15 protein-coding genes and 1 pseudogene are annotated in these 22,297 nt (G+C 69.3%); 10 read left to right on the top strand and 6 right to left on the bottom strand.

The window, feature by feature from the left end:
• Positions 1-105: 105 nt before the first annotated feature.
• Positions 106-735, top strand: coding sequence for a hypothetical protein (locus tag ACWPN8_RS04505; RefSeq protein WP_109450010.1), 630 nt, complete (start codon positions 106-108; stop codon positions 733-735).
• Between the two features lie 35 nt (positions 736-770).
• Here ACWPN8_RS04505 and ACWPN8_RS04500 read toward each other — a convergent pair whose 3' ends face one another.
• Positions 771-1,034, bottom strand: coding sequence for a DUF3126 family protein (locus tag ACWPN8_RS04500; RefSeq protein WP_098740518.1), 264 nt, complete (start codon positions 1,032-1,034; stop codon positions 771-773).
• Positions 1,035-1,301: 267 nt separating this feature from the next.
• Here ACWPN8_RS04500 and ACWPN8_RS04495 point away from each other — a divergent pair, with 267 nt between their 5' ends.
• Entirely contained in the window at positions 1,302-3,020 is a 1,719-nt protein-coding gene (locus ACWPN8_RS04495) for a caspase family protein (protein WP_492240022.1), read from the top strand.
• A gap of 54 nt (positions 3,021-3,074) precedes the next feature.
• Here the strand turns inward: ACWPN8_RS04495 and ACWPN8_RS04490 are convergent, their stop codons facing one another.
• Positions 3,075-5,471: an ankyrin repeat domain-containing protein gene (locus tag ACWPN8_RS04490; RefSeq protein WP_492240021.1), complete on the bottom strand. Its 2,397-nt coding sequence runs from the start codon at positions 5,469-5,471 to the stop codon at positions 3,075-3,077.
• 218 nt (positions 5,472-5,689) lie between these two features.
• Between ACWPN8_RS04490 and ACWPN8_RS04485 the strand changes: the two genes are divergently transcribed.
• The 4 genes from ACWPN8_RS04485 to ACWPN8_RS04470 all read left to right on the top strand — a co-directional run bounded on the left by ACWPN8_RS04485 (position 5,690) and on the right by ACWPN8_RS04470 (position 9,036).
• Positions 5,690-6,580: an ROK family protein gene (locus ACWPN8_RS04485; RefSeq protein WP_492240020.1), complete on the top strand. Its 891-nt coding sequence runs from the start codon at positions 5,690-5,692 to the stop codon at positions 6,578-6,580.
• A gap of 312 nt (positions 6,581-6,892) precedes the next feature.
• The gene (locus ACWPN8_RS04480; RefSeq protein ID WP_492240019.1) at positions 6,893-7,027 is read left to right on the top strand and encodes a hypothetical protein; all 135 of its coding nucleotides are present in this window, start codon (positions 6,893-6,895) and stop codon (positions 7,025-7,027) included.
• A gap of 872 nt (positions 7,028-7,899) precedes the next feature.
• A complete protein-coding gene (gene otsB / locus ACWPN8_RS04475; protein WP_492240018.1) occupies positions 7,900-8,700 on the top strand; it encodes a trehalose-phosphatase in 801 nt (266 codons plus the stop codon).
• A gap of 99 nt (positions 8,701-8,799) precedes the next feature.
• Entirely contained in the window at positions 8,800-9,036 is a 237-nt protein-coding gene (locus ACWPN8_RS04470) for a hypothetical protein (RefSeq protein WP_109450004.1), read from the top strand.
• Between the two features lie 7 nt (positions 9,037-9,043).
• Here the strand turns inward: ACWPN8_RS04470 and ACWPN8_RS04465 are convergent, their stop codons facing one another.
• Positions 9,044-9,262, bottom strand: coding sequence for a peptidoglycan-binding domain-containing protein (locus ACWPN8_RS04465; RefSeq protein WP_492241371.1), 219 nt, complete (start codon positions 9,260-9,262; stop codon positions 9,044-9,046).
• Positions 9,263-9,498: 236 nt separating this feature from the next.
• Positions 9,499-10,631, bottom strand: a pseudogene (prfB, locus tag ACWPN8_RS04460) (peptide chain release factor 2).
• 384 nt (positions 10,632-11,015) lie between these two features.
• Between prfB and ACWPN8_RS04455 the strand changes: the two are divergent.
• Positions 11,016-12,452, top strand: coding sequence for an MBOAT family O-acyltransferase (locus ACWPN8_RS04455; protein ID WP_109449998.1), 1,437 nt, complete (start codon positions 11,016-11,018; stop codon positions 12,450-12,452).
• A gap of 18 nt (positions 12,453-12,470) precedes the next feature.
• Positions 12,471-13,595, top strand: a complete 1,125-nt coding sequence (locus ACWPN8_RS04450) for an SGNH/GDSL hydrolase family protein (RefSeq protein ID WP_109449996.1) — start codon at positions 12,471-12,473, stop codon at positions 13,593-13,595.
• A gap of 70 nt (positions 13,596-13,665) precedes the next feature.
• On the opposite strand, the gene ACWPN8_RS04445 is transcribed toward ACWPN8_RS04450, so the two are convergent.
• On the bottom strand, positions 13,666-16,206 hold the full coding sequence (locus ACWPN8_RS04445; protein WP_109449994.1) for a penicillin-binding protein 1A: 2,541 nt from the start codon (positions 16,204-16,206) through the stop codon (positions 13,666-13,668).
• 215 nt (positions 16,207-16,421) lie between these two features.
• Positions 16,422-17,918 (bottom strand): N-acetylmuramoyl-L-alanine amidase, encoded by a 1,497-nt coding sequence (locus tag ACWPN8_RS04440; protein ID WP_492240017.1) that lies wholly within the window; start codon positions 17,916-17,918, stop codon positions 16,422-16,424.
• Between the two features lie 717 nt (positions 17,919-18,635).
• Here ACWPN8_RS04440 and ACWPN8_RS04435 point away from each other — a divergent pair.
• A complete protein-coding gene (locus ACWPN8_RS04435; protein ID WP_492240016.1) occupies positions 18,636-21,632 on the top strand; it encodes an Rne/Rng family ribonuclease in 2,997 nt (998 codons plus the stop codon).
• Positions 21,633-21,734: 102 nt separating this feature from the next.
• Positions 21,735-22,286 (top strand): transcription elongation factor GreB, encoded by a 552-nt coding sequence (greB, locus tag ACWPN8_RS04430; RefSeq protein WP_492240015.1) that lies wholly within the window; start codon positions 21,735-21,737, stop codon positions 22,284-22,286.
• Positions 22,287-22,297: the final 11 nt, after the last annotated feature.

Genomic DNA, 22,297 nt, shown 5'->3' with positions numbered 1-22,297 from the left:
GCAACGCGGGTGCGGATGCCCGGTGGAAGGGACAGGGCGAAAGAACTGGACGGGCGGCACCCTGCCGGAACAGGATCACGCCCCGTTCACGACCGCGCCAGCGACATGCCCGCCGCCAAGCCGCCCCCCAGTCTGGAAGTCACGCGCGAAGACGGCGCGGCCGGCACCGTGTTCGTGGCGACGCCGGTGCTGACGCCGGTGATCCGCACGCGCTATCTGCTGATCGCGGGGCTGCTGGCGACCGGCTTCATCGCCGGGGCCGGGCTGGCACCCGACGAGTTGTCCGGCATGCTGCAATGGCTGGCGGCCTTCTGCGCGGTGCCGGTGCTGCTGTTGTGGGTGGTGACATTGTCGGAGACGGTGCAGCGCCGCGCCGTACGGCTCGGGGTGACGGAACGTGGGTTGACGGTGGACGGCGCGCGCATCCATCCGCACGAAACGATTCGGGATCTGGCGCTCTATCCGATGGTGGGCGGCAAGCCGCTGTTCGTCGCCTGGATCGATCCGGCATACGACTACCGTCACAAGGCGGAGATGACGCTGGTCGCCGGCAACGTGGCGCCCAACGATGCGGTGAAGGCGGAATTGAAGGCTGCCGGCAGCCGCAATGTGCGGCTGGTCATGCACCGGCGCGGCGGGCACAAGGCGATCGTCCTTGTCCGCGGCCTGACCCTGTCGGGCGGGCAGACCCTGCTGGCCGCCCTGGCAGCGGAGCTTCGCGCTCGCAGCCGCTAGGGCGCCCCAGGCGATAGACTGGAAAAAACCGGAAATCAGCGGCGCGGAATGGCCGGCGGCTCCGGCAGGTCCTCTTCCAGGATGACGACGTTCAGGGCATAGGACACCTCGCCCTCGTCCTCGTCACGGTTCAGCGTGCCGAAGAACTCGCCATCCACCGTCACTTCGGCCGACTGGCCGGGCTTGGCCGGCGGCTCGATCACGATCTTGGGATTGCCCAGCGTCTTGCGCAGATACATCTGCACGCGGGCGATTTCGGTGTCGGACATCCGGACGGCGGACGGCTTGGCGGGCGGCATGGCGAACCTCGTTGTCTGCGAAGGAGCGTCATATAGGCGGCTTCGCCGCGAAGGGAAAGCGATACATCGCCGGATCTCCCGCTGCTACCGGAGGTGTGGCACGTGCGCCAGAGCCGCCCCAGACCTGCCCTCGCCCACGCGGGGTAACGCCGGCACAGTCCGACGCTCCGAATGAGCGGCGCTCCCGACTGGCGGAAAAGGCTATGCTCCCCGCGGCGGTACGCTTCCCGGCAACGGGCTGCCGCGATGACGTAAGGATGGAACGCCGTGACGAAGACCGCACTCCCGACCGCAAGCCATGCAGACCGCCGCCCGGCCGGCCGGTGGAGGCGCCGGCTCGAGGCGACCGTCCTGACGGCGGCACTGCTGGCCGCCCTGCCCTTCGGCGGCATGCAGGCAGGCGGCGCCCGGGCGGAGACCGGCAAGCGCGTGGCGCTGGTCATCGACAACGGCCGCTACACAGCACTCGACGGCCGGTCCGATCAGGCGGCCGCCAACGCCTCCGCCATGGCATCGGCCTTGCGCAGCGCCGGCTTTTCGGTGACGCGGGCCGACAATGTCGGACGGGTCGCAATGGAATCGGCGCTGGAGCGCTTCCGCGAGGCGCTGTCGGGGGCCGACCTCGGCTTCGTCTATTACACCGGCCTCGCCGTCGGACTGGGGGAGCGGGAATTCCTGCTGCCCGCCGATGCCGCCCCCACCGGAGCGGATGACCTGCCGCGCAACGCCCTCGACCTCGACGGCGTGCTGGGCGATCTGCGCGACAGCGGGCGCAAGTCCATCGTGGTGATCGATCCCGGCGTCGCCGAGGCACTGGCCCAGCGGGTCGGCGGCGGCGCGCTGGGCACGCCGATGGAGGCCGACGGCCTGTTCATCGTCTATGCCCATCGTCCGGGCGTGCCGCCGGTGCCGCCGAAGTCGGGCAAGGGGCCCGATGCCTTCACCGCCGCGCTGGCGCGCGAGATGGTCAAACCCGGGGTCACGTTCCGCGATTCGCTGGCCGAGGTCGCACGTTCGGTGGCCGAACGCAGCGACGGCCGGCAGTTGCCCTGGCTGCAGGACCGGCTGGGCAGCACTCTGGTGCTGGTGCCGGCGGTTGCCGCCGCCCCTGCCAAGCCACCGGCCACCCCGCCAGCCACGCCTCCGGCCGCCGCTCCGGCGAAGGAACCGCCGGCGGTGACCGGTTCCAGCCTTCCGCCCGGCAATTATGAAATGGCGAAGCCGGGCGTCCTGTTCGACCGGCCGGCGGTCGGTGCCCGCGGCGTCGCCCAACTGGCGGCAGGCAGCGCCGTGACGGTGCTGGAGTCGGTGCCGGAAGGAAGCTGGCTGCGCGTGCGCGATCCGGCTGGGCGAACCGGCTATCTCACCGCAGGGGCGCTGTCGGCCCGCTGGGCCGACCCGTCGCCGCAGGCTGCCCGTGGCCGCGGCCCGGTGGAGGCCGGACCGTCCTTCGGCGACCCCGGTTTGGACCAGGGCAGCGAACCGCCCGCCGCCGGCAACTCCGACCCGGTCCAGACCGAGCAGCGCAGTTTCCCCACCGCACCGGCCGGAACCGGCTTCTCCAGCCCGGACGGCCCGGCGGTGGAGGCGGAGCAGCAGGCGATGCGCGCGCTGGGCGATGCCCGCACCGCCGCGGAGCGGGCGCGCAGCCGACCCGACAGCCGGTTCTGGAGCTACGGCTTTTCCGGCGGAGACCGCTATGAGGGCGGCTGGGCACAGCCCTCGTCGAATTCGGGAGCCAGCACGGCACTGGGCCGCCCGATCCGCCAGGGAACCGGCGTCTACCATTTCGCCAACGGCCAGACCTATGAAGGGGAGTGGTCGGGCGATCTGATGTCCGGCTTCGGCGTGATGACCTTCAACGACGGCAGCCGCTTCGCCGGACGGTTCCGCAACGGCCAGCCGGACGGCCCCGGCATCTTCCACTACGCCAATGGCGGACAGAGCGCCGGGATGTGGCGCGGTTCCGTCCGCCTTGACCAGTAAACGGCCAGTAGACGCTACCGGCGAGATCCGCCGGTAGGATCAACCCGGCTTCGATCAGCGCGGCTTCAGGGCTTCCACCACCTGCACATGCCCCTGCAACGCGCCGAGCGTCAGGGCCGAATTGCCGTTGGCATCCATGCGGTAGGGGTTCGCCCCGCTGTCGAGCAGCAGCTTCGCCACCGCCTCGTGCCCGTTGTTGGCGGCGTACATCAGCGCCGACCAGCCATAGGCGGTGGTGCGGTCGACCATCACCCCGCGCTGGATCAGCGTGCGCGCCACCTCCTGGTGGCCGCGGGCGGCGGCGGCCATCAGCGCGGTCTTGCCATCGCTGTTGGTGGTGTCGAGGTCGGCGCCGCCCTCGGCCAGCGCCCGGACCACCCCGTCATGCCCGCCCCAGGCGGCATACATCACAGCGGTGGCGCCGTCGGAGGTGCGCAGGTCGGTGCGGGCATGGCGGTCGAGCAGCACGCGCACCGCGTCGGCCAGCCCCTGTTCGGCGGCGATCATCAGCAGGGTCTTGCCATTGTCCAGCCGCGTGTCGGCGCTGGCGCCGGCCTGGAGCGTGCGCGACAGCTCCGCCGGATTGCGCAGCAGGGCCAGGACCGATTCGCGGTCGCCTAGCCCCGGCGTCGCCTTCACCGGCGCCGCGGAGCTTCCTGGCGCAGTGCCGCCAGCGGTGCCGATAGCGGTCCCGCTGGCAGGCCCGACGGAGGGACCGGTGTAGACCCGCTGTTCGCTCGCGGCACGGATGCGCTCGGCCAGATCGGGGCTTTCCGGCGAGATCATCTGCGCCCGCTCGTAGAAACGCTTCGTCTCCGACCAATCGCCGTCCCGCTCGGCCAGCATCGCCCAGCGGCGATAGGTGTCCGTCATGGTGGTCAGCAACTCCGCCACCTCCGGCGACGACGGCGCGATCTGGCGGATGCGCTGCACCGTCTCATAGGCATTGTCGCCCGGCGGGGTGGTCAGGCGCTTGCCGGCGATCTGGCGGCGGGCCTGATCGACCATCGTCCGCACGCGCAGGGCGGTGTCGGCATCCGGAGCGGCGGGAGCAGCGGGAACCGCGGCGGTCGTCGACGGGTCTTCCAGCGGCGGCAGCGAGGCGACGCCCGGCGCCGCTTCCGTGTTGCCGGTCGAGGAGGCCTTGGCGGCCGACGGCTGCGCCTGGGCCGGCGGCAACGCCGCGGTTTCGATCGGAGCAGCCGCCGCCGGCACGGTCGTCGAGGCAGGCGGCGCCGGCTTCGACACCGTCTGGGTGCCGGCGGTGGGCGGCGCGGCGGGCGCCTGGACAGCCGTCTGCGTGGTCGGGGCCGTCGATGCGGTGGAAGGAGCGATGGCGGCCGAGGCGGTCGCGTCCGCAGCCGGTGCGACCGGCACCGTGACGGCATGCTGCCGCTCGGCCGGAGCCGTGGCACCGGTCAGGCCCTGCACGGTGCGCTCGACCGCATCGCGCGCCTTGGCCCAGCCCTCCTCGACCATGGCCAGGGCACGGTCGGGGAAGGCGCCCGGCACGGCGGTGGCGATGGCGGCACCGGCGGCGCCCAGCAGGACCAGCGTGGTCAGCGCCGCCCCGGCATAAAGCGCGGTGCGCCGCGGCGCCTGCACGGCACCGGCCTGACCGCCGTCCGGCGACCAGCCCTGGCCCTCCCAACGCTCATCCTGCTGCCAGGTCTCTTGCGGCGGGTTTTCCCGGCGCTGCCCCACCGACCAATCGTTCGCCGGTGGAATCGCGGCGGATTGCACCGGAGCCTGTTGTGGCTGGGGCTGGGGCGGTACAGCCAGCATCGGCCCGGGAAGGGGCGCAGGCCGGGACACGGGCTGCAGCGCCGGAGCCGGCTCCCGCACGTCGTCGACGAAGCCGCCCGCCGTCATCCGGTAGATCACGCCCATGTCGCGCAACTCATCGGTCAGACCGGCGCGCGCCAATGTGCCTTCCAGCTCGGGCGTGCCGCAGAGCAGCACCTGCATGAAGCGTCCGGCCGGCGTCTCCGCCCGCGTCAGATCGACCAGATCGGCCAGCACCGGCGGTGCCAGCACGGCGGCGTTGTCCACCGCCAGCAGGCCCGATCCGGCAAGCTCCAGCCGCTCCTCCAGCGCCGCGATCAACGTGTCGAAATCGGTCTCGCCGTCCTCCCCCGGAACCAGATCGGGCAGGGCACCGGTGCCGGCGGCAGCGACCAGATCCTCAACCTCCGATCCGACCGACGCCGCGACCGGCAGCGCCATGGCACCGTCGGCCTCGACATGCTCGACCAGCTGGCGGAACAGGGCGGGACGGCCCGAGCCGGCATCGCCCACCAGCACCAGCAGCCTTTTGCGCGCCAGGAAGGCGAGCACCAGTCCATCGCGAATCTCGGCCGCCGTGACACCGGCGGATTCGGAAACGGGATCGTGGTGGCCCGGAGCGGCGCGCCGGGCGCGCGAGGAATGTTTCGGGGCAGAACGGTCCATGGACATCTCAAGACGCCGATCAGTGAAGGATGCGCTGATGAGACTCTAGTGATGCGCCCCCCAAGCCCCGACGGAGCAAAGGGCGGTTGCCCCCTCTCTTCCGGGGTGGGTGGACTGACCCTTCCGGCGCGAAAGCAACCCTGGTCCGCCGGACGGGGGAGAGGTATAGGGTTGCCGCCGAAATTCGGTCATATCCCACCATCCGGACAGCGACAGTCATGCAAGTCGGAATCGATTTGGGCGGCACCAAGATCGCCGCCGTGGCGCTGGACGGCGACGGGACGGAACTCGCCCGCCACCGCCGTCCGACCCCCCGCGGCTTCGACGCCACGCTGGACGCCTTGGCGGAGACGGTGAACGCCCTCGACCCGGCTGGAACCGGCGGTATCGGCATCAGCCTGCCTGGTGTGGTGGACGCCGCCGCCGGACGGGTAAGGGCGGTCAACCTGCCCTGGCTGGACGGCCGTTCCCTCGTTGCAGACGCAACGCGGCGGATCGGGCGGCCGGTGCGGATCGCCAACGACGCCAACTGCTTCACCCTGTCGGAAGCAACCGATGGGGCGGCGGCCGGCGGAGGTCCGGTGGTGTTCGGCGTCATCCTCGGCACCGGTGTCGGCGGCGGCATCGTGGTGGATGGCCGCATCCTGCCCGGCGCCAACGGGCTGGCCGGCGAATGGGGCCATGCGCCGCTGCCCTGGCGCGAGGAGGCGGACGGCCCGCCGGTGCCCTGCGGCTGCGGCAGGATCGGCTGCCTGGAAACCATGCTGTGCGGGGCCGGGCTATCGCGCCTGCACCGTCATCTGACCGGCGAGACGCTGGACCCGCCGGAGATCGCCGCCCGCGCGCTCGTCGGCGATGCCGCCGCGGCCGGAACGCTGGCCCGCCATGCCGATGCCCTGGCCCGCGCGCTGGCGCCGGTGCTGAACCTGCTGGATCCCGACATGATTGTGATCGGCGGCGGCCTGTCCGCCCTGCCCGGCCTGTGCGAGACGGTGACGCGGCGCTGGGGCGCCTGGGCCCTGACCGCCGATCCGCGCACCCGGATGGCCGTCGCCCGCCATGGCGCGGAAAGCGGCATGCGCGGTGCCGCCCGCCTGTGGCCGGACTGACCGGCGTCCCGGCCACAGCACCACTTTCGAGACAGCAGACGCAACCAACGGTCACGGGTGGCACGGGACTTGCGCATTCTCCCTTCAGACCGAACGGGGGATATGCCCATGATGCGGAAGAAATTGGGGACGCGAGCCACGGGCAGCAGCGTTCATTTGCATTTTGCAAACCGGAACGCGACGCGGGCGGGAAAACCGGCAGTTCGTTTGCATTCTGCAAATGATCCTGGGGCAAGTGGTCAGCAAGCCGTCCTTGGCACCGGCCTCCATCTGGAGCATGCCTGTGCGCGTCTGCAGGACGCGGCGGTCGAGTTGGAAACGGTGCTGGCGACCTTGCCCGGCGACGAGCAGGCCGACCTGCATGAGGCCATCGGCTCGATCATGGAGACGCTGCAACTGATCGCGTCGGCCCATGCCCGGCTGGAACCGCCCATCGCCGCCGACTGACGCGCCAGTCCGCCATTGGCGGCATTGAATTGGCGACATGGAAAAAGGGCGGCCCGATGGGACCGCCCTTTCCGTTCGCCTGACCGTCGGATGCCGGTTCGGTCGGCGATGCGCTCAATCGGTGATGGTCTGCCAGAAGAAGAACGCGACGGCGAGAACCATGATGGCGATGTCCATGGGAACGGCTCCTGTGGATGACGGCGGATAGGCGTTTCGCTTCGATCTATACGACAGTTCGACCTCCGGCGGCAGTGCCTCCGTTCCCCCTGCGGCGGTTTTTCACTCCCCTGCGCGCTCCGCACGAAAAAAATCCGGGGGCACATGCTGGCCGATGATGCCGCCAAATTTGCGGACGCGACCTTCCCGCCCGCGCCCGCCGCGCAGGGGGCCGCGCCGAAGAGCCGGAAAACCCCGCTTCATCTATTTGTAAACAAAAGGAATTTTGAATTCTCTTGACCCGCTGCGCTGCGATGGCCCCTTGCTGCTCTTGCCCCGGCCTCCCGGTTTCAGACATGAAGATCGCAGCGCTATGACTTTTGTCAGGGGTTGCCTTCCCGGGGGGCTTTCTGGCAAGAAAAAGGCCGCTGGAAACAGCGGCCTTGAGTTTAGGGAGGAAACGCCCAAGAAGGGCGAAGCAGCAATCGCTTGCTGCACTGCAACAGTACCAGAAGCGGGGGGCGCTGCAACCCCCAAAGCCGGCCCCTGCGTGGGGCCGCAGCTTTTGGAGGGGCCTGTTGCGCATCGGCCACAGCCGGGTCAATCCTTTTGCTGGAGCGCAAGCCAGTCCGGCAGTCCGGCCGTTACACCAACGCGGCGTGCCGGCATTGGCCGACCGCCGCATTCCGACCGGCAGCGGCGCTGAGGACCCAGCCTTGACCCTCCATCCCCCCTCCGCCTTGGCGGAATTCGACGCCTTCACCGCATCCCTGGGCAGCCGCACCCCTGCCCTCTTCCTCGACTATGACGGAACGCTGGCCGCCATTGCGCCGCGTCCCGAACTGGCAACGATGCCCGACGAGGCGCGCGCGGTGGTGCAGCGGCTGTCGGCGCTCTGCCCGGTCGCCTTCGTCAGCGGCCGCGACCTGGACGACCTGACGGCGATGGTGGCGGTGGACGGCTTGGTCTATGCCGGCAGCCATGGCTTCGACCTGCGCGGTCCGGGCCTGCGCCGCCAAGTGGGGGTGGAGTATGTCCCCGACCTCGACATCGCCGACAGCAATCTGCGCGACCGGCTCGGCGGCATCGCCGGCGCGCTGGTGGAGCGCAAGCGCTTCGCCATCGCCATCCACACCCGTCAGGTCGCCTCAGCCGAAAAGCCCCGGGTCGCCGATGTCGTCCGCGCGGTGGTGGAGGTCCAGCCGCGCCTGCGCATGACCGGCGGCAAGGAATTGTTCGAGCTTCGCCCCAACCTGCCCTGGGACAAGGGCCGCGCCGTGCTCGCCCTGCTGGAGGCGCTGGGGCTGGAAGGGGACGGCACCATGCCGATCTATCTCGGCGACGACGAAACCGACGAGGATGCCTTCCGCGCCCTGGCAAGCCGGGGAGACGGGAACGGCATCGGCATCCGGGTGATGGACGGCCCGGCGGAGACGGCCGCGACCTGGAGCCTGCACGACCCGGCGGAGGCCGCGGCCTTCCTGGGGCGGCTGGCGGACTGGCTGGCGCAGGGGTGATGACGGACGGTTGACGATCCGGGGGAGCACCGCCCCCATTCACCAACCCTAAACCCCCGCCGCGCTACGCTGGCCGCTCAACCAGCCGGACAGCGTGCCATGGACATCGGATCGGCCACCACCGCCACGCCCTACCGGCCGCAGGCCAGCGCCGTCGACGGCCTGCAGGACGCGCAGGCCCGCACCGAGGCGGCGTCGGAACAGATCGCCGCCGGCAACCTGGACCCCGCCGTGGTGCTGGACCTGACCTCGGCCCAGGTGGATTTCGCCGCGAACGCCAAGGTGCTCCAGGCGACGCAGGAAAACAGCCGGCGCCTGCTCGACATGCTGGCCTGACGCCGGATCAGCGCGGCTTGTTGGGGCCGTAGATCTTGGGCTGGCTGAAATTCAGGTGGTCGAGAAGGCCCTGGGTGGCACAGCCGTCCACCGGCAGCTTGGCCGCGCGCTGGTAGGAGCGGATCGCCGTGCGGGTGCGCGATCCCATCTGGCCATCGACCGAACCGGCGTTGAAGCCATGGTCGTTCAGCGCCTCCTGGGCGCCGGAGATGAAGGCCCGGCGCATCTCGTCGGGCAGGTTGTCCGTTTCGCAGGCAGCAAAGGCCGGAGTCGCCAGCAGCATGGCGCCGCAAAGAACCGGAAGCAGAAGTCTGTTCATGGATCGGTCGCTCCGCATCGTTGGAGTAGCAGTCTGTTGAAACAGCCGAGCCCACCCTTCCATTCCATGGATGGGCATTCCAAAAACGCACCGAATCGAAAAGGGCGGCCGCAAGCGACCGCCCTTTCCTTCGTTCCGACCGGTCAGCCCCCGGCGGCGTGCGCGTCGTCGCTCTGCCCCTTGATCCGGGCGGCGAGTGCCGCCTCCAGGAAGGGATCGAGCGCACCGTCCAGCACCGCTTGGCTCTGCGAGGTCTCCACCTCCGTCCGCAGATCCTTCACCATCTGGTAGGGGTGCAGGACATAGGAGCGGATTCTGATGGCCCCAGCCGATGTCGGTCTTGGTGGCTTCCAGCGCGGCGGCGGCATCCTCGCGGATTTTCAGCTCGCGCTCGTACAGGCGGGCACGCAGCATGTCCCACGCCTTGGCGCGGTTCTTGTGCTGCGACCGTTCCTGCTGGCAGCTCACCACGATGTTCGTCGGGATGTGCGTGATGCGCACCGCCGAGTCCGTCTTGTTGATGTGCTGGCCGCCGGCGCCCGACGCCCGGTAGGTGTCGATGCGGCAGTCCTTCTCGTTGATCTCGATGTCGATCTTGTCGTCGATCACCGGGGAAATCGAGACGGCCGAGAAGCTGGTCTGGCGCCGCGCCTGGCTGTCGAACGGGCTGATGCGCACCAGACGGTGCACGCCGGCCTCGGTCTTCAGCCAGCCATAGGCGTTGTGGCCCTTGATCTGAACGGTCGCGGACTTGATGCCGGCCTCTTCGCCCGGCGTCTCGTCCAGCCATTCCGCCTTGTAGCCGTGCTGTTCCGCCCAGCGGGTGTACATGCGCATCAGCATCAGCGCCCAATCCTGGGCCTCCGTGCCGCCGGCGCCGGCATTCACTTCGACGAAGCAGTCGTTGGCATCGGCCTCGCCCGACAGCAGGCTTTCGATCTGCAGCTTGTTGGCGCGGTCGCGCAGTCCGTAAAGCTGGGCCTCCGCATCGGCGACGACGGTGGCGTCCCCCTCCAGCTCGCCCATCTCGATCAGCTCCAGGCTGTCGGACAGGTCACGCTCCAGCGCGCGGTAGCCGGCGACGGAGGTGTCGAGCTGGGTGCGCTCGCGCATGATGGTCTGGGCCCGCGTCGGATCGTCCCAAAGCTTGGGATCCTCAGCGAGGTTGTTCAGTTCGTCGAGACGCCGCAGTGCATTGTCCCAGTCAAAGATGCCTCCTCAGCAGCGCCAGCGATTCTCTGATCTCGCCGGCGGCCGCTTCGATCTCGGCCCGCATGGCGGTGCCTCCTCGTCAGCCAGAGTTGAAGGGTGTGTCGGCTGCATATGTAGCCGCTCGTCCCCCGCCTTGCACCCCCTTAATGAGCAGGGCCGCCCCGGACCGCGCCGCCGCACCGGGACGGCTTGCCACTTTCGAGTATGGCCGAGCCCCTGCTTGGTGGTCCTATCCGTTTGGAATCATCGGACCGGTTCATTTCAGAGTACGTCCCATATCCGGCCGCACAACCCTACCGCGGCGGCCGGGATTCCCCGAAATCGAGCTTATCTTCTGCGTCGTTCTTCACCTTTCTTGCGCGATTCCGCCGGACACCCCGTGCGCGATTCCGCGCAGGGCCTTCCTTGCGCGAACGCCTGGACGCGCGACACCTCTGCCGGGGGCACGATGAGCTTCACCAGCCTGAATTTCCTGCTGTTCATCACCGTGTTCAGCGCCGGCTTCATGGCGCTGGCCCGCACGCGCGCCTTCACGCCCTTCCTGCTGGTGGCCAGCTATATCTTCTACGGCTATTGGGATTACCGGTTCTGCGGGCTGCTGGCGCTCAGCACCTTCATCGACTTTTATTGCGGGTTGAAGATCGCAGACTCGCCCGACCGCAGCACGAAGAAGATGTACCTGTTCATCAGCCTGGGCGCCAACCTGGGCATGCTGTTCTTCTTCAAATACTACAATTTCTTCGCCGACAGCGCCGAGATCGCCCTGGCCTCGCTGGGGGTGGAGATCGGACGTCGGACGTTGGACATCCTGCTGCCGGTCGGCATCTCCTTCTACACCTTCCAGAACCTCAGCTATGGCATCGACCTATACACCGGCGAGGTGAAGGAGCCGGAGCGCTCGCTGATGCGCTACGCCACCTTCGTCGCCTTCTTCCCGCAGCTGGTGGCCGGCCCGATCGTGCGGGCGCGCGACCTGCTGCCGCAAATCCAGCAGCGCCCGCGCGAGATCCCGTTCGAGGAGCGCTTCGCCGGGCTGGAAAAGGTGATCTGGGGCTATTTCCTGAAGATCGGGCTGGCCGACAACGCCGCCGTGGTGGTCGACGCCCGCTTTCACCAGCCGGAGTTCTTCAATGCGCTCCAGCATGTGATCGGGCTGGTCTGCTTTTCCTTGCAGATCTACGGCGACTTCGCCGGCTATTCGCTGATCGCCATCGGGCTGGCGCAGATCTTCGGCTACACCATGTGCGAGAATTTCGCCCGCCCCTACTTCGCCACCGGCATGCGCGACTTCTGGCGGCGCTGGCACATCTCGCTGTCCACTTGGTTCCGCGACTATCTCTATGTGCCGATGGGCGGCAGCCGCACGCGCTGGCTGCGCATCCGCAACGTGGTCATCACCATGCTGATCTCCGGCCTGTGGCACGGCGCCAACTGGACCTTCGTGCTGTGGGGCGCGATGCATGGCGGCCTGATGCTGGTGGAGGACGGCGTGCGCCGGCTGGCAGCCGCCAGCCCGGTGCGCCTCAACGGCCCGATGCTGGCCGCCGGGCGGCTGGTGATGATCGGCCTCGTCTTCATCGTGGTGACGCTCACCTGGCTGCCCTTCCGCGCCGACAACCTGCAAACCGTCTGGACCATCCTCGGCATCATCGGCCATGGCGATTTCGGCCTCCAGCAGGGCAACCAGCAGGCCAGCACGCTGATCCGCGTCGCCGTTGCCGGCCTGATCGTTCTGCTGGTCGACATGATGGTCGAGCGCGGCGCCGGCCGCCGCTATGCCGGGACCAATGTGGTGGCGCGCTCGATGGCCTGCTCGGCCCTGATCCTGGTGATGCTGCTGTTCGGCAGCTTCGCCAACCACGCCTTCATCTACTTCCAGTTCTGACCGGACGGAGACCTCCCCATGTACCGCCTTCTGGCTTGCATCGCGCTGATCCTCGCCACCGTCACCGCGATGGACCGGGTTCTGGCCTCGGCGCTGGGCGATCTTCTGCTGCGCTCCAGCGATCGCTTCATGACGGTCTACCGCCCGTTCGAGGCTGCGCAGCAGCCCGCCATCGGCCCAGGGACCAATCCGGGCACCCAGCCGGGTACCAAGCCCGGCATCAAGCCGCCCGCCGGCCAGGAGGAGCAGCCGAACGCCCTGCTGGTGAAGGCCGCCCTGACGACGCAGCCGCGGCCGGCCAACGGTCCGGCGGCCGGCCCCACCGCCAAGCCGGCCAGCGGCCCGGCCGACGTGCTGGTGCTCGGCAACTCGCGGGCGGACAACCACTTCCCGGTCTCGGCACTTCAGGACATGACCTGCGGCCGGGCGCTCAACCTCGGCATGGGCGGGGCGCCGACCGTCCTGTCGGCCCTGTTGTGGGACGATTACGTCGAGCGGCACGGCGCGCCGCGCCTGCTGGTGCTGGAGCCGACCGGCCTGGTCGACAATCCGCACGATCTGGCCGACCTGCCGCTGCTGGCTTACTACTCGCCGCGGATCGACGCCTTCGTCCGTCAGGAAAACCAGGAGCTGTGGATGGCCAACCACGCCTTCAACCTGATGACCTTCAACAACAACCAGACCATGCGGCTGATCGCCGGGCTGGTGAAGCCGGCCGCCGACCGCACCCTGGTGGGCGCCATTCCCGACCCGATGAAGGCGCAGCTGGCCGCCGCACCGGAGGAGATGATGACCGCCGACGCCGCCAACTGGCAGGCGCTGGACCACATCATCGCCAGCGCCCAGGCACAGGGCACCCGGGTGGCGGTGGTCATCACCCCCTATTTCCCGACCTATGCCGGCAAGCTGAAGAATTTCGACGCCTTCTTCGCCGACCTGAAGGGCCGTTTGCCCGCCGGCGTCACCGTGATCGACGCCCGCCGCGCGGTGGACAAGGACGAGCTGTTCATGGACGCCCTGCACGTCAACGAGGACGGCGTGCGCGCGATGTTCGCGGCGATGGAACCCGACCTGCGCCCGCTCGGCAGCTGCCCGGTCGATGCGATGGCCTCGCTGTCGGGAACCGGAAACACGACGCACTGATCGTCAGGGTGTCGCCGCTTTAGCGAACGAAAAGGGGCGCCCGCAGTGGGCGCCCCTATCTCTTTTCAGCTCAGTACAGCCCGCCGGTTCCCAGCGTCGCCGCGGCCGGCGGGGCCGGTATCCCCGGCTGCTGGGCCCCGAAGCCGGCGGCGTTCGGGTCGCCGCCCATCATGGCACCGGCCCCCTGGGAGGACCCGTCCAGCACCATTTGCGGCTGGTCGGGGTTGGGCTCGGTGCCCGGCAGGAAGGCTTCCCAGATGGCGCGGTTGTCGCCGAACTGGGCCAACTGGCCGTTGGCCGGGTTGACGCGGACGAGGCGCAGGCCGGGCGGAACGCGGAACGGCGTCGCCGGCTTGTCCTTCAGCGCCACCTGCATGACCTCCTTGAACACCGGCACGGCGGCGGACCCGCCGGTCTCGTGGCTGCCCAGCGAACGCGGCTGGTCAAAGCCGATATAGGTGCCGACCACCAGATCGGGCGAGAAGCCCATGAACCAGGCGTCGTGGCTGTCGTTGGTGGTGCCGGTCTTGCCGGCCAGCGGCTTGCCCAGCGACTTCAGCGCCGCCGCGGTGCCGCGCTGGACCACGCCCTCCAGGATCGAGACGATCTGGTAGGTGGTGCGGGGGTCGTTCACCTGCTCGCGGGTGTCGGGCACGGCGGGCACCGCCATGCCGTCCTTCCAGCTGACGTTGGTGCAGCCCTCGCACGCGCGGTTGTCGTGGCGGAACACGGTCTTGCCGTTGCGGTCCTGCACACGGTCGATGAAGGTCGGCACCACCCGCTTGCCGCCATTGTCCAGCATGGCGTAGGCGGTGGCGAGGCGCAGCACCGTCGTCTCGCCGGCACCCAGCGACATCGGCAGATAGGGCTGGAGGTTGTCGACGATGCCGAACTTCTCGACCAGCGCTTTGACCTTGTCCATGCCGATCTGCTGGGCGAGGCGGACGGTCATGACGTTGCGCGACTTCTCGATGCCGACGCGCAGCGGGGTCGGGCCGTAGAATTCGTGGCTGTAGTTCTCAGGCCGCCAGACCGGCTGCCCGCCGCCCGGATCGAAGGAGAAGGGCGCGTCCATCACCAGCGACGACGGGGTGAAGCCCTGGTTCAGCGCCGTCAGGTAGACGAAGGGCTTGAAGGACGAACCGGGCTGGCGCAGCGCCTGGGTGGCGCGGTTGAACACGCTCATCGCCGGGGAGAAGCCGCCAACCATCGCCAGCACGCGACCGGTGTGCGGATCGAGCGCCACCAGACCGCCCTGGACCTGCGGGATCTGGCGCAGGCCGTAGCTGCCCGGCGGCAGTTCCTTGGCGGCGGACTTGTCATTCTTCCTGGCCGGCTTCTCGTCCTCGTCCTTGGCCGGCGGGCCGCTCACCGCCTCGACCAGCAGGATGTCGCCCAGCTTGGCGACGTCGGACGGCTTGCGGATCGCCGGGCCGGCGACGTCGCCGTCCTTGGAGGCGCGGGCCCAGCGCAGTTCGGACAGCGGGATGCGCCCGCGGGTGCCGTCGGCCACCCCGATGTCCAGCCCGTCCGCCTGATCGTCCTTCAGCACGACCGCCAGCTTCCAGCCCTCGGAGCCCGCGGGCGGCGGCATGGCGGCCAGCTTCTTCGGCCAGTTGTCGAAATTCTCCATCTTGGCGACCGGGCCGCGCCAGCCATGGCGGCGGTCGTAGGCGATCAGCCCGTCGCGCAGCGACTTGGTGGCGGTGGCCTGCAGCACCGGGTCCATCGAAGCGCGGACCGACAGCCCGCCCTCGTACAGCGCCTGCTCGCCATAGAGCTTCACCAGCTCGCGCCGGATCTCCTCGGCGAAATATTCGGAGGTCACGACCTCCTGCTCGTCGCGCTTGCGGGTGACCAGCGGGCGCCCCTGGGCGGCCTTCGCCTCCTCCGGCGTGATGTAGCCGTCCTCCGCCATGCGGCCGATCACCCAGTTGCGGCGGGCGATGGCGGCGTCATGCTGGCGGTCGGGGTTGTAGTTGGACGGCGCCTTGGGCAGGGCCGCCAGGAAGGCGACCTCCTCGATGCTCAGCTCGTCCAGCGCCTTGTTGAAATAGTTCAGCGCCGCCGCCGCCACGCCGTAGGAGCGGTTGCCCAGGAAAATCTCGTTCAGATACAGCTCGATGATGCGGTCCTTGGTGAAGGCCCGCTCGATGCGGACCGCCAGGATCGCTTCCTTGATCTTGCGGGCGAACGACACCTCGTTGGTCAGCAGCATGTTCTTGGCGACCTGCTGCGTGATCGTGCTGGCGCCCACCGGCCGGCGCTCGCGGCCGAAATTCTCGATGTTGGTCAGGATCGCGCGCAGGATGCCGATGGGGTCGACGCCCTGGTGGCCGTAGAAATTCTTGTCCTCGGCCGCCATGAAGGCGTTCATCACTTGGCGCGGCATGGCGTCGATCGGCACGAAGATGCGCCGCTCCGACGCGAATTCGGCCATCAGGCGCCCGTCGCCGGCATAGATGCGCGTGGTCACCGGCGGCTCGTAGTTGGCCAGCTTGGTATAGTCGGGCAGGTCGTGGTCGTAATGCTCGAACAGGAAGACCAGCCCCCCGGCGCCGGCAAGAACCAGCATCACGAAGGCCATCAGCAAGGACAGAAGGAGACGCATGACCAATCCCGCAAGAAACGACGAACGGCGTGGCTGAAGCCCGCCCCTTTCCGGGGTGGGACCGCGAGCCATGCCTGACAGGGCGGCGCATCCTACACCGCCGCGCCGGGAAGCGCCGCCCCCGTTCCCGTCATGTCAGGAAAATGTGACGCGCAGAGGGCATGCGCGAGAAATCGCCGGCGCAAAAGGGGTAATCCGCCCCTCGCTGTCGCGTTTCAGCTGCGCTGCGCGCCGTGCAGCCAGCGGAAATAGCTGTCGATGGTCCGCGCCAGCGACTTGCCCAGCCGCTCGCGGTGCGCGCCGGAGGTCAGCAGACCGACATCCTGCCGGTTCGACAGATACCCCATCTCGATCAGCGCCGACGGCACGTCGGGCGCGGTCAGCACGGCGAAGCCGGCCTGCCGGTGCGGCCGGCTGGAGATCAGCGGCACGTCGCGCCCCAGCGTCTGCAACGCCAGCGTCGCGAAGCGCTTGGAATGGTTCATCGTGTCGCGCTGGGCCAGATCGATCAGGATGTTGGCGACAAGCTGGTTCTCGCCCGACAGGTCGAGACCGACCAGGGCGTCGGCCTTGTTCTCCTTGGCGGCCAGCATCTCTGCCTCGCGGTCGGACGCCTTGTCGGACAGGGTGTAGATCGACAGGCCGCGCATGTCGCCGCTGCTGATGCTGTCGGCATGCAGCGAGATGAACAGGTCGGCCCCGGCCTCGCGCCCGATGGCGACACGGTCGCGCAGGCGGATGAACACGTCGCTGTCGCGGGTCAGCTTCACCCGGTAGCGGCCGGTCGCCTCCAACTGGCGCTTCACCTCCCTGGCGGTGGCGAGCGTGATGTCCTTCTCATAGATGCCGCCGACGCCGATGGCGCCGGGGTCCTGGCCGCCATGGCCGGGATCAAGCACGATCAGCGGCTTTTCCGCCACCGTCGGCGGCTTGTTGTCCGGCAGCGGCGGAGCGACGGGCAGAGCGGCCGGGATCAGCTGGGCCGGCGGAATTGGCGGCAGCGGGGCGAAGGGCGGCGGAGCCGGAACCGTGCTGGCGGGATCGGCGGCGGGCGGCGACGGCTGCGGGGCCGGAACCGGCGCCGGGATCGCCATCGCCGAAGACACGATGGAGGACATCGTCAGCTGCCCCTTGCCGCCGACCTCCTTCGCATCCCTGCCGGCCCCGGCGAGCTGCCGGAACTCGGCCGGCGTCGTCTTTTCCAGGTCGAGGACGAGGCGCGGCTGATGGCCGTCGCGCGCCGGGATCATGTAGCCCTCGCGCAGGCGGGCGGGACCAACCGTCTCGAAGGTCAGCCGCGTGCCGCGCGGACCTCCGGCATGGTGGTAGCGCGCGACCACCCCCTTGCCCTCCATCGGCAGCGACCCGCCGGGCCAGATCAGATCGGGCAGATCGACGACGATGCGGTAGGGATCGGCGACCAACGACACGGTGAAGGACACCGGGTCGCTCAGCTCCAGCACGAAGCGGGTCTTGTCCGGATGGATGCCCAGCCGGGCATCGACCACCGCGGTGCGCGGCGGCGCCGACGGCAGGGCCGCCGTGGTCTGCGCCGTCGCCGGCCCGGCCGTCATCCCGGCCGACCCGAAGCCCAGCAGCACCAGTGCCAGCACAAGCACCCCGAGGACACGGCCAACCGATCTGCGCGGCGAACCGGCGGAATGCGGGTGGCGGTCGGGTGCGGTGGCGGGCAGGCTGGGCGGCCGTGGCATCAAATCTCCTCGGCGGCAGAGGGTGTGCGGCAATGGGCAAGCAGCGCAAGCAGGCGCCGGATGACCAGCTATAGCCCAGCCAATTCAACGCTCTCAACGCGGATCGTCAGAGCCCGAGTCAATTCCGGCCGGGGGTGCCGTTCCTGCAACAGTGGAGGGGACGGCAAGCCCCGGCGTGGCCGGACCGCACCCCGGACGGGCTGCCCCGGTGGAAGGTGGCGGCCCGGCTTCCCCGCGACGAACTTGTTCGCCGAATCGGCGCATTTCCGCGTTGTGCAAGAGGGATCGCTTGTCTATGGTATCTTTGCGACAGACCGCAATTCGCCAGACCAGGGTCGGACTTCCAAGGTGAGCGTCGCTTCGCTGATCCCCGGACATCGATTCCATCGAGCCGAAGGTCAGCCGATCGCCGGTCACGGGGCCTGATCCAAGGGGCTGCGGCGTCGCCCTCGACACCGCCTGTCCGGCCATCCGCGCCGGAGGGACGTCGCAGGGTGGCGCGTTCGGATTGGCGGTGAGAGGACGAAACCTCGAAGCTGGCTGTGGCCGCAAGGCGGCAGCCCGGCGCGTGTCGACCGGGCCGTCCTGGCTGCTCTCGTCAGCGCCGTTCGGCGGTTCCGGTCCGTCGTGCCGTATGCTTCGCCCACAACAGACGCTGCGTCCAGGCGGCCCGACCGGTCGCGCGGGTTCCCTGGGTCGCGCCGTTGAGGATCGTATATGGCCAAGCGCATGCTGGTGGACGCCACGCACCCGGAAGAAACCCGGGTCGCCGTGGTCAATGGCAACCGGCTGGAAGAACTCGACTTCGAGATCGCCAGCCGCAAGCAGCTGAAGGGCAACATCTACCTGGCGAAGGTGACGCGGGTCGAGCCTTCGCTCCAGGCGGCCTTCGTGGAGTATGGCGGGAACCGCCACGGCTTCCTCGCCTTCTCCGAAATCCATCCCGACTATTACCGCATTCCGATGGCCGACCGCGAGGCCCTGCTGGCCGAGGAACGCCGGCTGGAGGAGCAGGCGGAAGCCCGGGCCGAGGCCGCCGCCGACGGCGCCGTGATGGCCGAGCCGATCCGCCCCGAGCAGGTGGTCGAGGAATGGTCGCCGATGCCCTCCCCCATCGCGCCCGAGGCGTCCGATGAGGAAGACGGTGACGACAGCGGCGAAGACGCCGAGGCCGCCGACGAGCAGGCCGCCCCGTCCGAAGGCGCCGCCCCCGACACGCTCGGCGGCGACGAGGACGAGGAGGCGGAAACCCAGCGCCGCCGCTCGCGCCCGCTGCGCTCCTACAAGATCCAGGAAGTGGTGAAGCGCCGGCAGGTCATGCTGGTGCAGGTGACGAAGGAGGAGCGCGGCAACAAGGGCGCCGCGCTGACCACCTACCTGTCGCTGCCCGGCCGCTACTGCGTCCTGATGCCCAACACCGGCCGTGGCGGCGGGATTTCCCGCAAGATCACCAACCCGGCCGACCGCAAGCGCCTGAAGGAAATCCTGTCGGATCTCGACATTCCCGACGGCATGGCGGTGATCCTGCGCACCGCCGGGCTGGAGCGCTCCAAGCCCGAGATCAAGCGCGACCTGGAATATCTCCTGCGCCTGTGGGACGACATCCGCGAACAAACGCTGAAGTCGTCGGCGCCCTGCCTCATCTATGAAGAGGCGAACCTGATCAAGCGGTCGATCCGCGATCTCTATTCCAACGACATCGACGAGATTTGGGTCGAGGGCGAGGCCGGCTTCCGCACGGCGCGCGAGTTCATGGACATGCTGATGCCGGGACATTCCCAGCGCGTCCAGCTGTACCGCGACAGCCAGATCCCGCTGTTCCACCGCTATCAGGTGGAAACGCAGATCGACGCCATCCACAGCCCGGTGGTGCAGCTGCGTTCCGGCGGCTACATCGTCATCAACCCGACCGAGGCGCTGGTCTCCATCGACGTCAACTCCGGCAAGTCGACCCGCGAGCGCAACATCGAGGAAACCGCCTACAAGACCAACCTGGAGGCCGCCGACGAGGTGGCGCGCCAGCTGCGTCTGCGCGATCTGGCCGGCCTGATCGTCATCGACTTCATCGACATGGAGGAGCCGCGGAACAACGCCGCCGTCGAGCGCCGCATGAAGGAGGCGATGAAGAACGACCGGGCGCGCATCCAGCTCGGCCGCATCTCCGCCTTCGGCCTCCTGGAACTGTCGCGCCAGCGTCTGCGTCCGTCGCTCCTGGAGACCAACTTCGAGCGCTGCCCGCACTGCTCGGGCACCGGCGTCGTCCGGTCGGTCGAATCCGCCTCGCTGCACGTCCTGCGCGCCATCGAGGAAGAGGGCATCCGCAAACGCTCGGCCGAGATCACCATCTTCGTCCCGACCTCCATCGCGCTCTACATCCTCAACCAGAAGCGCGGTGAACTGGCCAAGATCGAAGAGCGTCACGCCTTCAGCGTGATGGTCCAGGCCGACGACGGGCTGATTGCACCGGATCACCGTCTGGAGCGCAACAAGGCCCGCCTGCCCGACGAGGACGCCCCGCTGGTCAGCGCCGACCGCGTGATGGCAGAGACCGACCGCGCGCTCGCCGCCGAGCCGGTCGAAACGGTGGAGGAGCCGGAAGCCGAGACCGAGGCCGTGCAGGCCGAGGAGACCGGCGAGCGTGCCGAAGCCAACGGCGAGGGCACCGGCGAGGATCGCCGCCGCCGCCGCCGCCGCCGCCGTGGCCGTGGCCGTGACCGCGAGGACGGCCGGACCGAGGGCGACAGCGCCGAAGGCGAGGCCGAGACGGACGAGGCGGATCAGGACGCCGGCCAGGACGCCGATGAGAGCGTTCTGCCGGTTGCCGCCGAAGCCATCCCCGGTGCCGCCATCTCCGAACCCGAGACCGATTCCGCCGACGCCGAAGGCGACGACGGGGATGAGGATGACGGCGAGGACGAGACCGGCGCCGATGCCGGCGAGCGCAACGGCGATGGCCGCAAGAAGCGCCGCCGCGGCAAGCGTGGTGGCCGTCGCCGGTCGCGCCGCGAGGGTGCGGAAGGCCTGGAGGGCGGCGAAGACGCCGCCGACCAGCAGCCCGACGCCGCTCCGGTCGCTCCGGCCCAGACGGCGCAGGCTCCGGCCGAGGCGAGCGATCTCGACTGGATCCTGGCCGGCGAAGCCGCTCCGGCGGTCGAGGAAGCCCCGGTTCCGGTGACCGCCACCGAACCGCCGGTGGCCGCTCCGGCCGACGCTGCCAAGGCGCCCGCCAGGAAGGCGTCGCGCAAGCGCAAGGCCGCCGCCGAGGCGCCGGTCGAAGCCGCCCCCGCGGCTGCTCCTGCGGTCGTCGCCGAAGCTCCGGCCAAGGGCCGCAAGCGCAAGGCCGCTGCCCCGGTCGAAGCGCCGGTCGAGGCCGTTGCCGAAACCGCGCCGAAGAAGGCGTCGCGCAAGCGCAAGGCCACCGCCGAGGCGCCGGTCGAAGCCGCGCCCGAGCCGACTCCGGCGGCCGCTGCCGAAGCCCCGGCCAAGGGCCGCAAGCGCAAGGCCGCCGCTGCGGTCGAGGCGCCGGCGGAGACCGTTGCCGAAGCCGCTCCGGCCAAGAAGGCGTCGCGCAAGCGCAAGGCTGCTGCCGAGGCCCCGGCCGAAGCCGCGTCCGAGCCCGCGGCAGCCACGCCGGCCCCGGCTCCCGAGCCGGCTGCGGCTGACAACGATGCCGACGCCGATGCCAAGCCGCGCCGCGGCTGGTGGAAGCGGTAAGCCCAACGGCCCAACCGGGACCTCTGGAACGGGAAAAGGCGCCGCAAGGCGCCTTTTCCTTTTCCCGGACGTTATCACCCCTGCCACAGGACAGGTCGGACCATGAGCAAGGCCTTCACCCGCGAGACCGACACGCAGGACGACGACGACCTCGACGATCCGGCACCGTTGCCGCAGGGCTTCAAGAACTACATGACCCCGCCCGGCTTCCAGCGCATGCAGGAGGAACTGCGCCACCTGCTGCGGGTGGAGCGGCCGAAGATGGTGGAGGTGGTGTCCTGGGCCGCCGGCAACGGCGACCGCTCGGAGAATGGCGATTATCTGTACGGCAAGAAGCGCCTGCGCGAGATCGACCGCCGCATCCGCTTCCTGAACAAGCGGCTGGAATCGGCGGTGGTGGTCAATCCGCAGGACCAGAAGAACCGCGAACAGGTCTTCTTCGGCGCCACCGTCACCTATGCCCGCGAGGATGGGGCGGAGAACACCGTCACCATCGTCGGCGCCGACGAGGTCGACCCCGACCGCGGCCATGTCAGCTGGATTTCCCCCATGGCCCGTGCCCTGCTTAAGGCGCGGGAGGGTGATCTGGTGGACGTGCGCACCCCGGCGGGACTGGAACAGGTCGAAGTGCTGGAGATCCGGTACGCCGACTGACGAAGGGGGCG

The sequence above is a fragment of the Azospirillum sp. UENF 112521 genome (genome assembly GCF_058780665.1).
This window is presented reverse-complemented; position numbering and strand designations above follow the sequence as displayed.

Bases quoted from the DNA above. Each gene is read 5' to 3' on its own strand.
- ACWPN8_RS04445 (WP_109449994.1), bottom strand. From the start codon at position 16,206: ATGCGTCTCCTTCTGTCCTTGCTGATGGCCTTCGTGATGCTGGTTCTT.
- ACWPN8_RS04435 (WP_492240016.1), top strand. From the start codon at position 18,636: ATGGCCAAGCGCATGCTGGTGGACGCCACGCACCCGGAAGAAACCCGG.
- ACWPN8_RS04450 (WP_109449996.1), top strand. From the start codon at position 12,471: ATGTACCGCCTTCTGGCTTGCATCGCGCTGATCCTCGCCACCGTCACC.
- ACWPN8_RS04455 (WP_109449998.1), top strand. From the start codon at position 11,016: ATGAGCTTCACCAGCCTGAATTTCCTGCTGTTCATCACCGTGTTCAGC.
- ACWPN8_RS04440 (WP_492240017.1), bottom strand. From the start codon at position 17,918: ATGCCACGGCCGCCCAGCCTGCCCGCCACCGCACCCGACCGCCACCCG.
- ACWPN8_RS04490 (WP_492240021.1), bottom strand. From the start codon at position 5,471: ATGGACCGTTCTGCCCCGAAACATTCCTCGCGCGCCCGGCGCGCCGCT.
- ACWPN8_RS04465 (WP_492241371.1), bottom strand. From the start codon at position 9,262: ATGCGCCGGGCCTTCATCTCCGGCGCCCAGGAGGCGCTGAACGACCAT.
- greB (WP_492240015.1), top strand. From the start codon at position 21,735: ATGAGCAAGGCCTTCACCCGCGAGACCGACACGCAGGACGACGACGAC.
- ACWPN8_RS04470 (WP_109450004.1), top strand. From the start codon at position 8,800: ATGGACATCGGATCGGCCACCACCGCCACGCCCTACCGGCCGCAGGCC.
- ACWPN8_RS04500 (WP_098740518.1), bottom strand. From the start codon at position 1,034: ATGCCGCCCGCCAAGCCGTCCGCCGTCCGGATGTCCGACACCGAAATC.
- ACWPN8_RS04505 (WP_109450010.1), top strand. From the start codon at position 106: ATGCCCGCCGCCAAGCCGCCCCCCAGTCTGGAAGTCACGCGCGAAGAC.
- ACWPN8_RS04485 (WP_492240020.1), top strand. From the start codon at position 5,690: ATGCAAGTCGGAATCGATTTGGGCGGCACCAAGATCGCCGCCGTGGCG.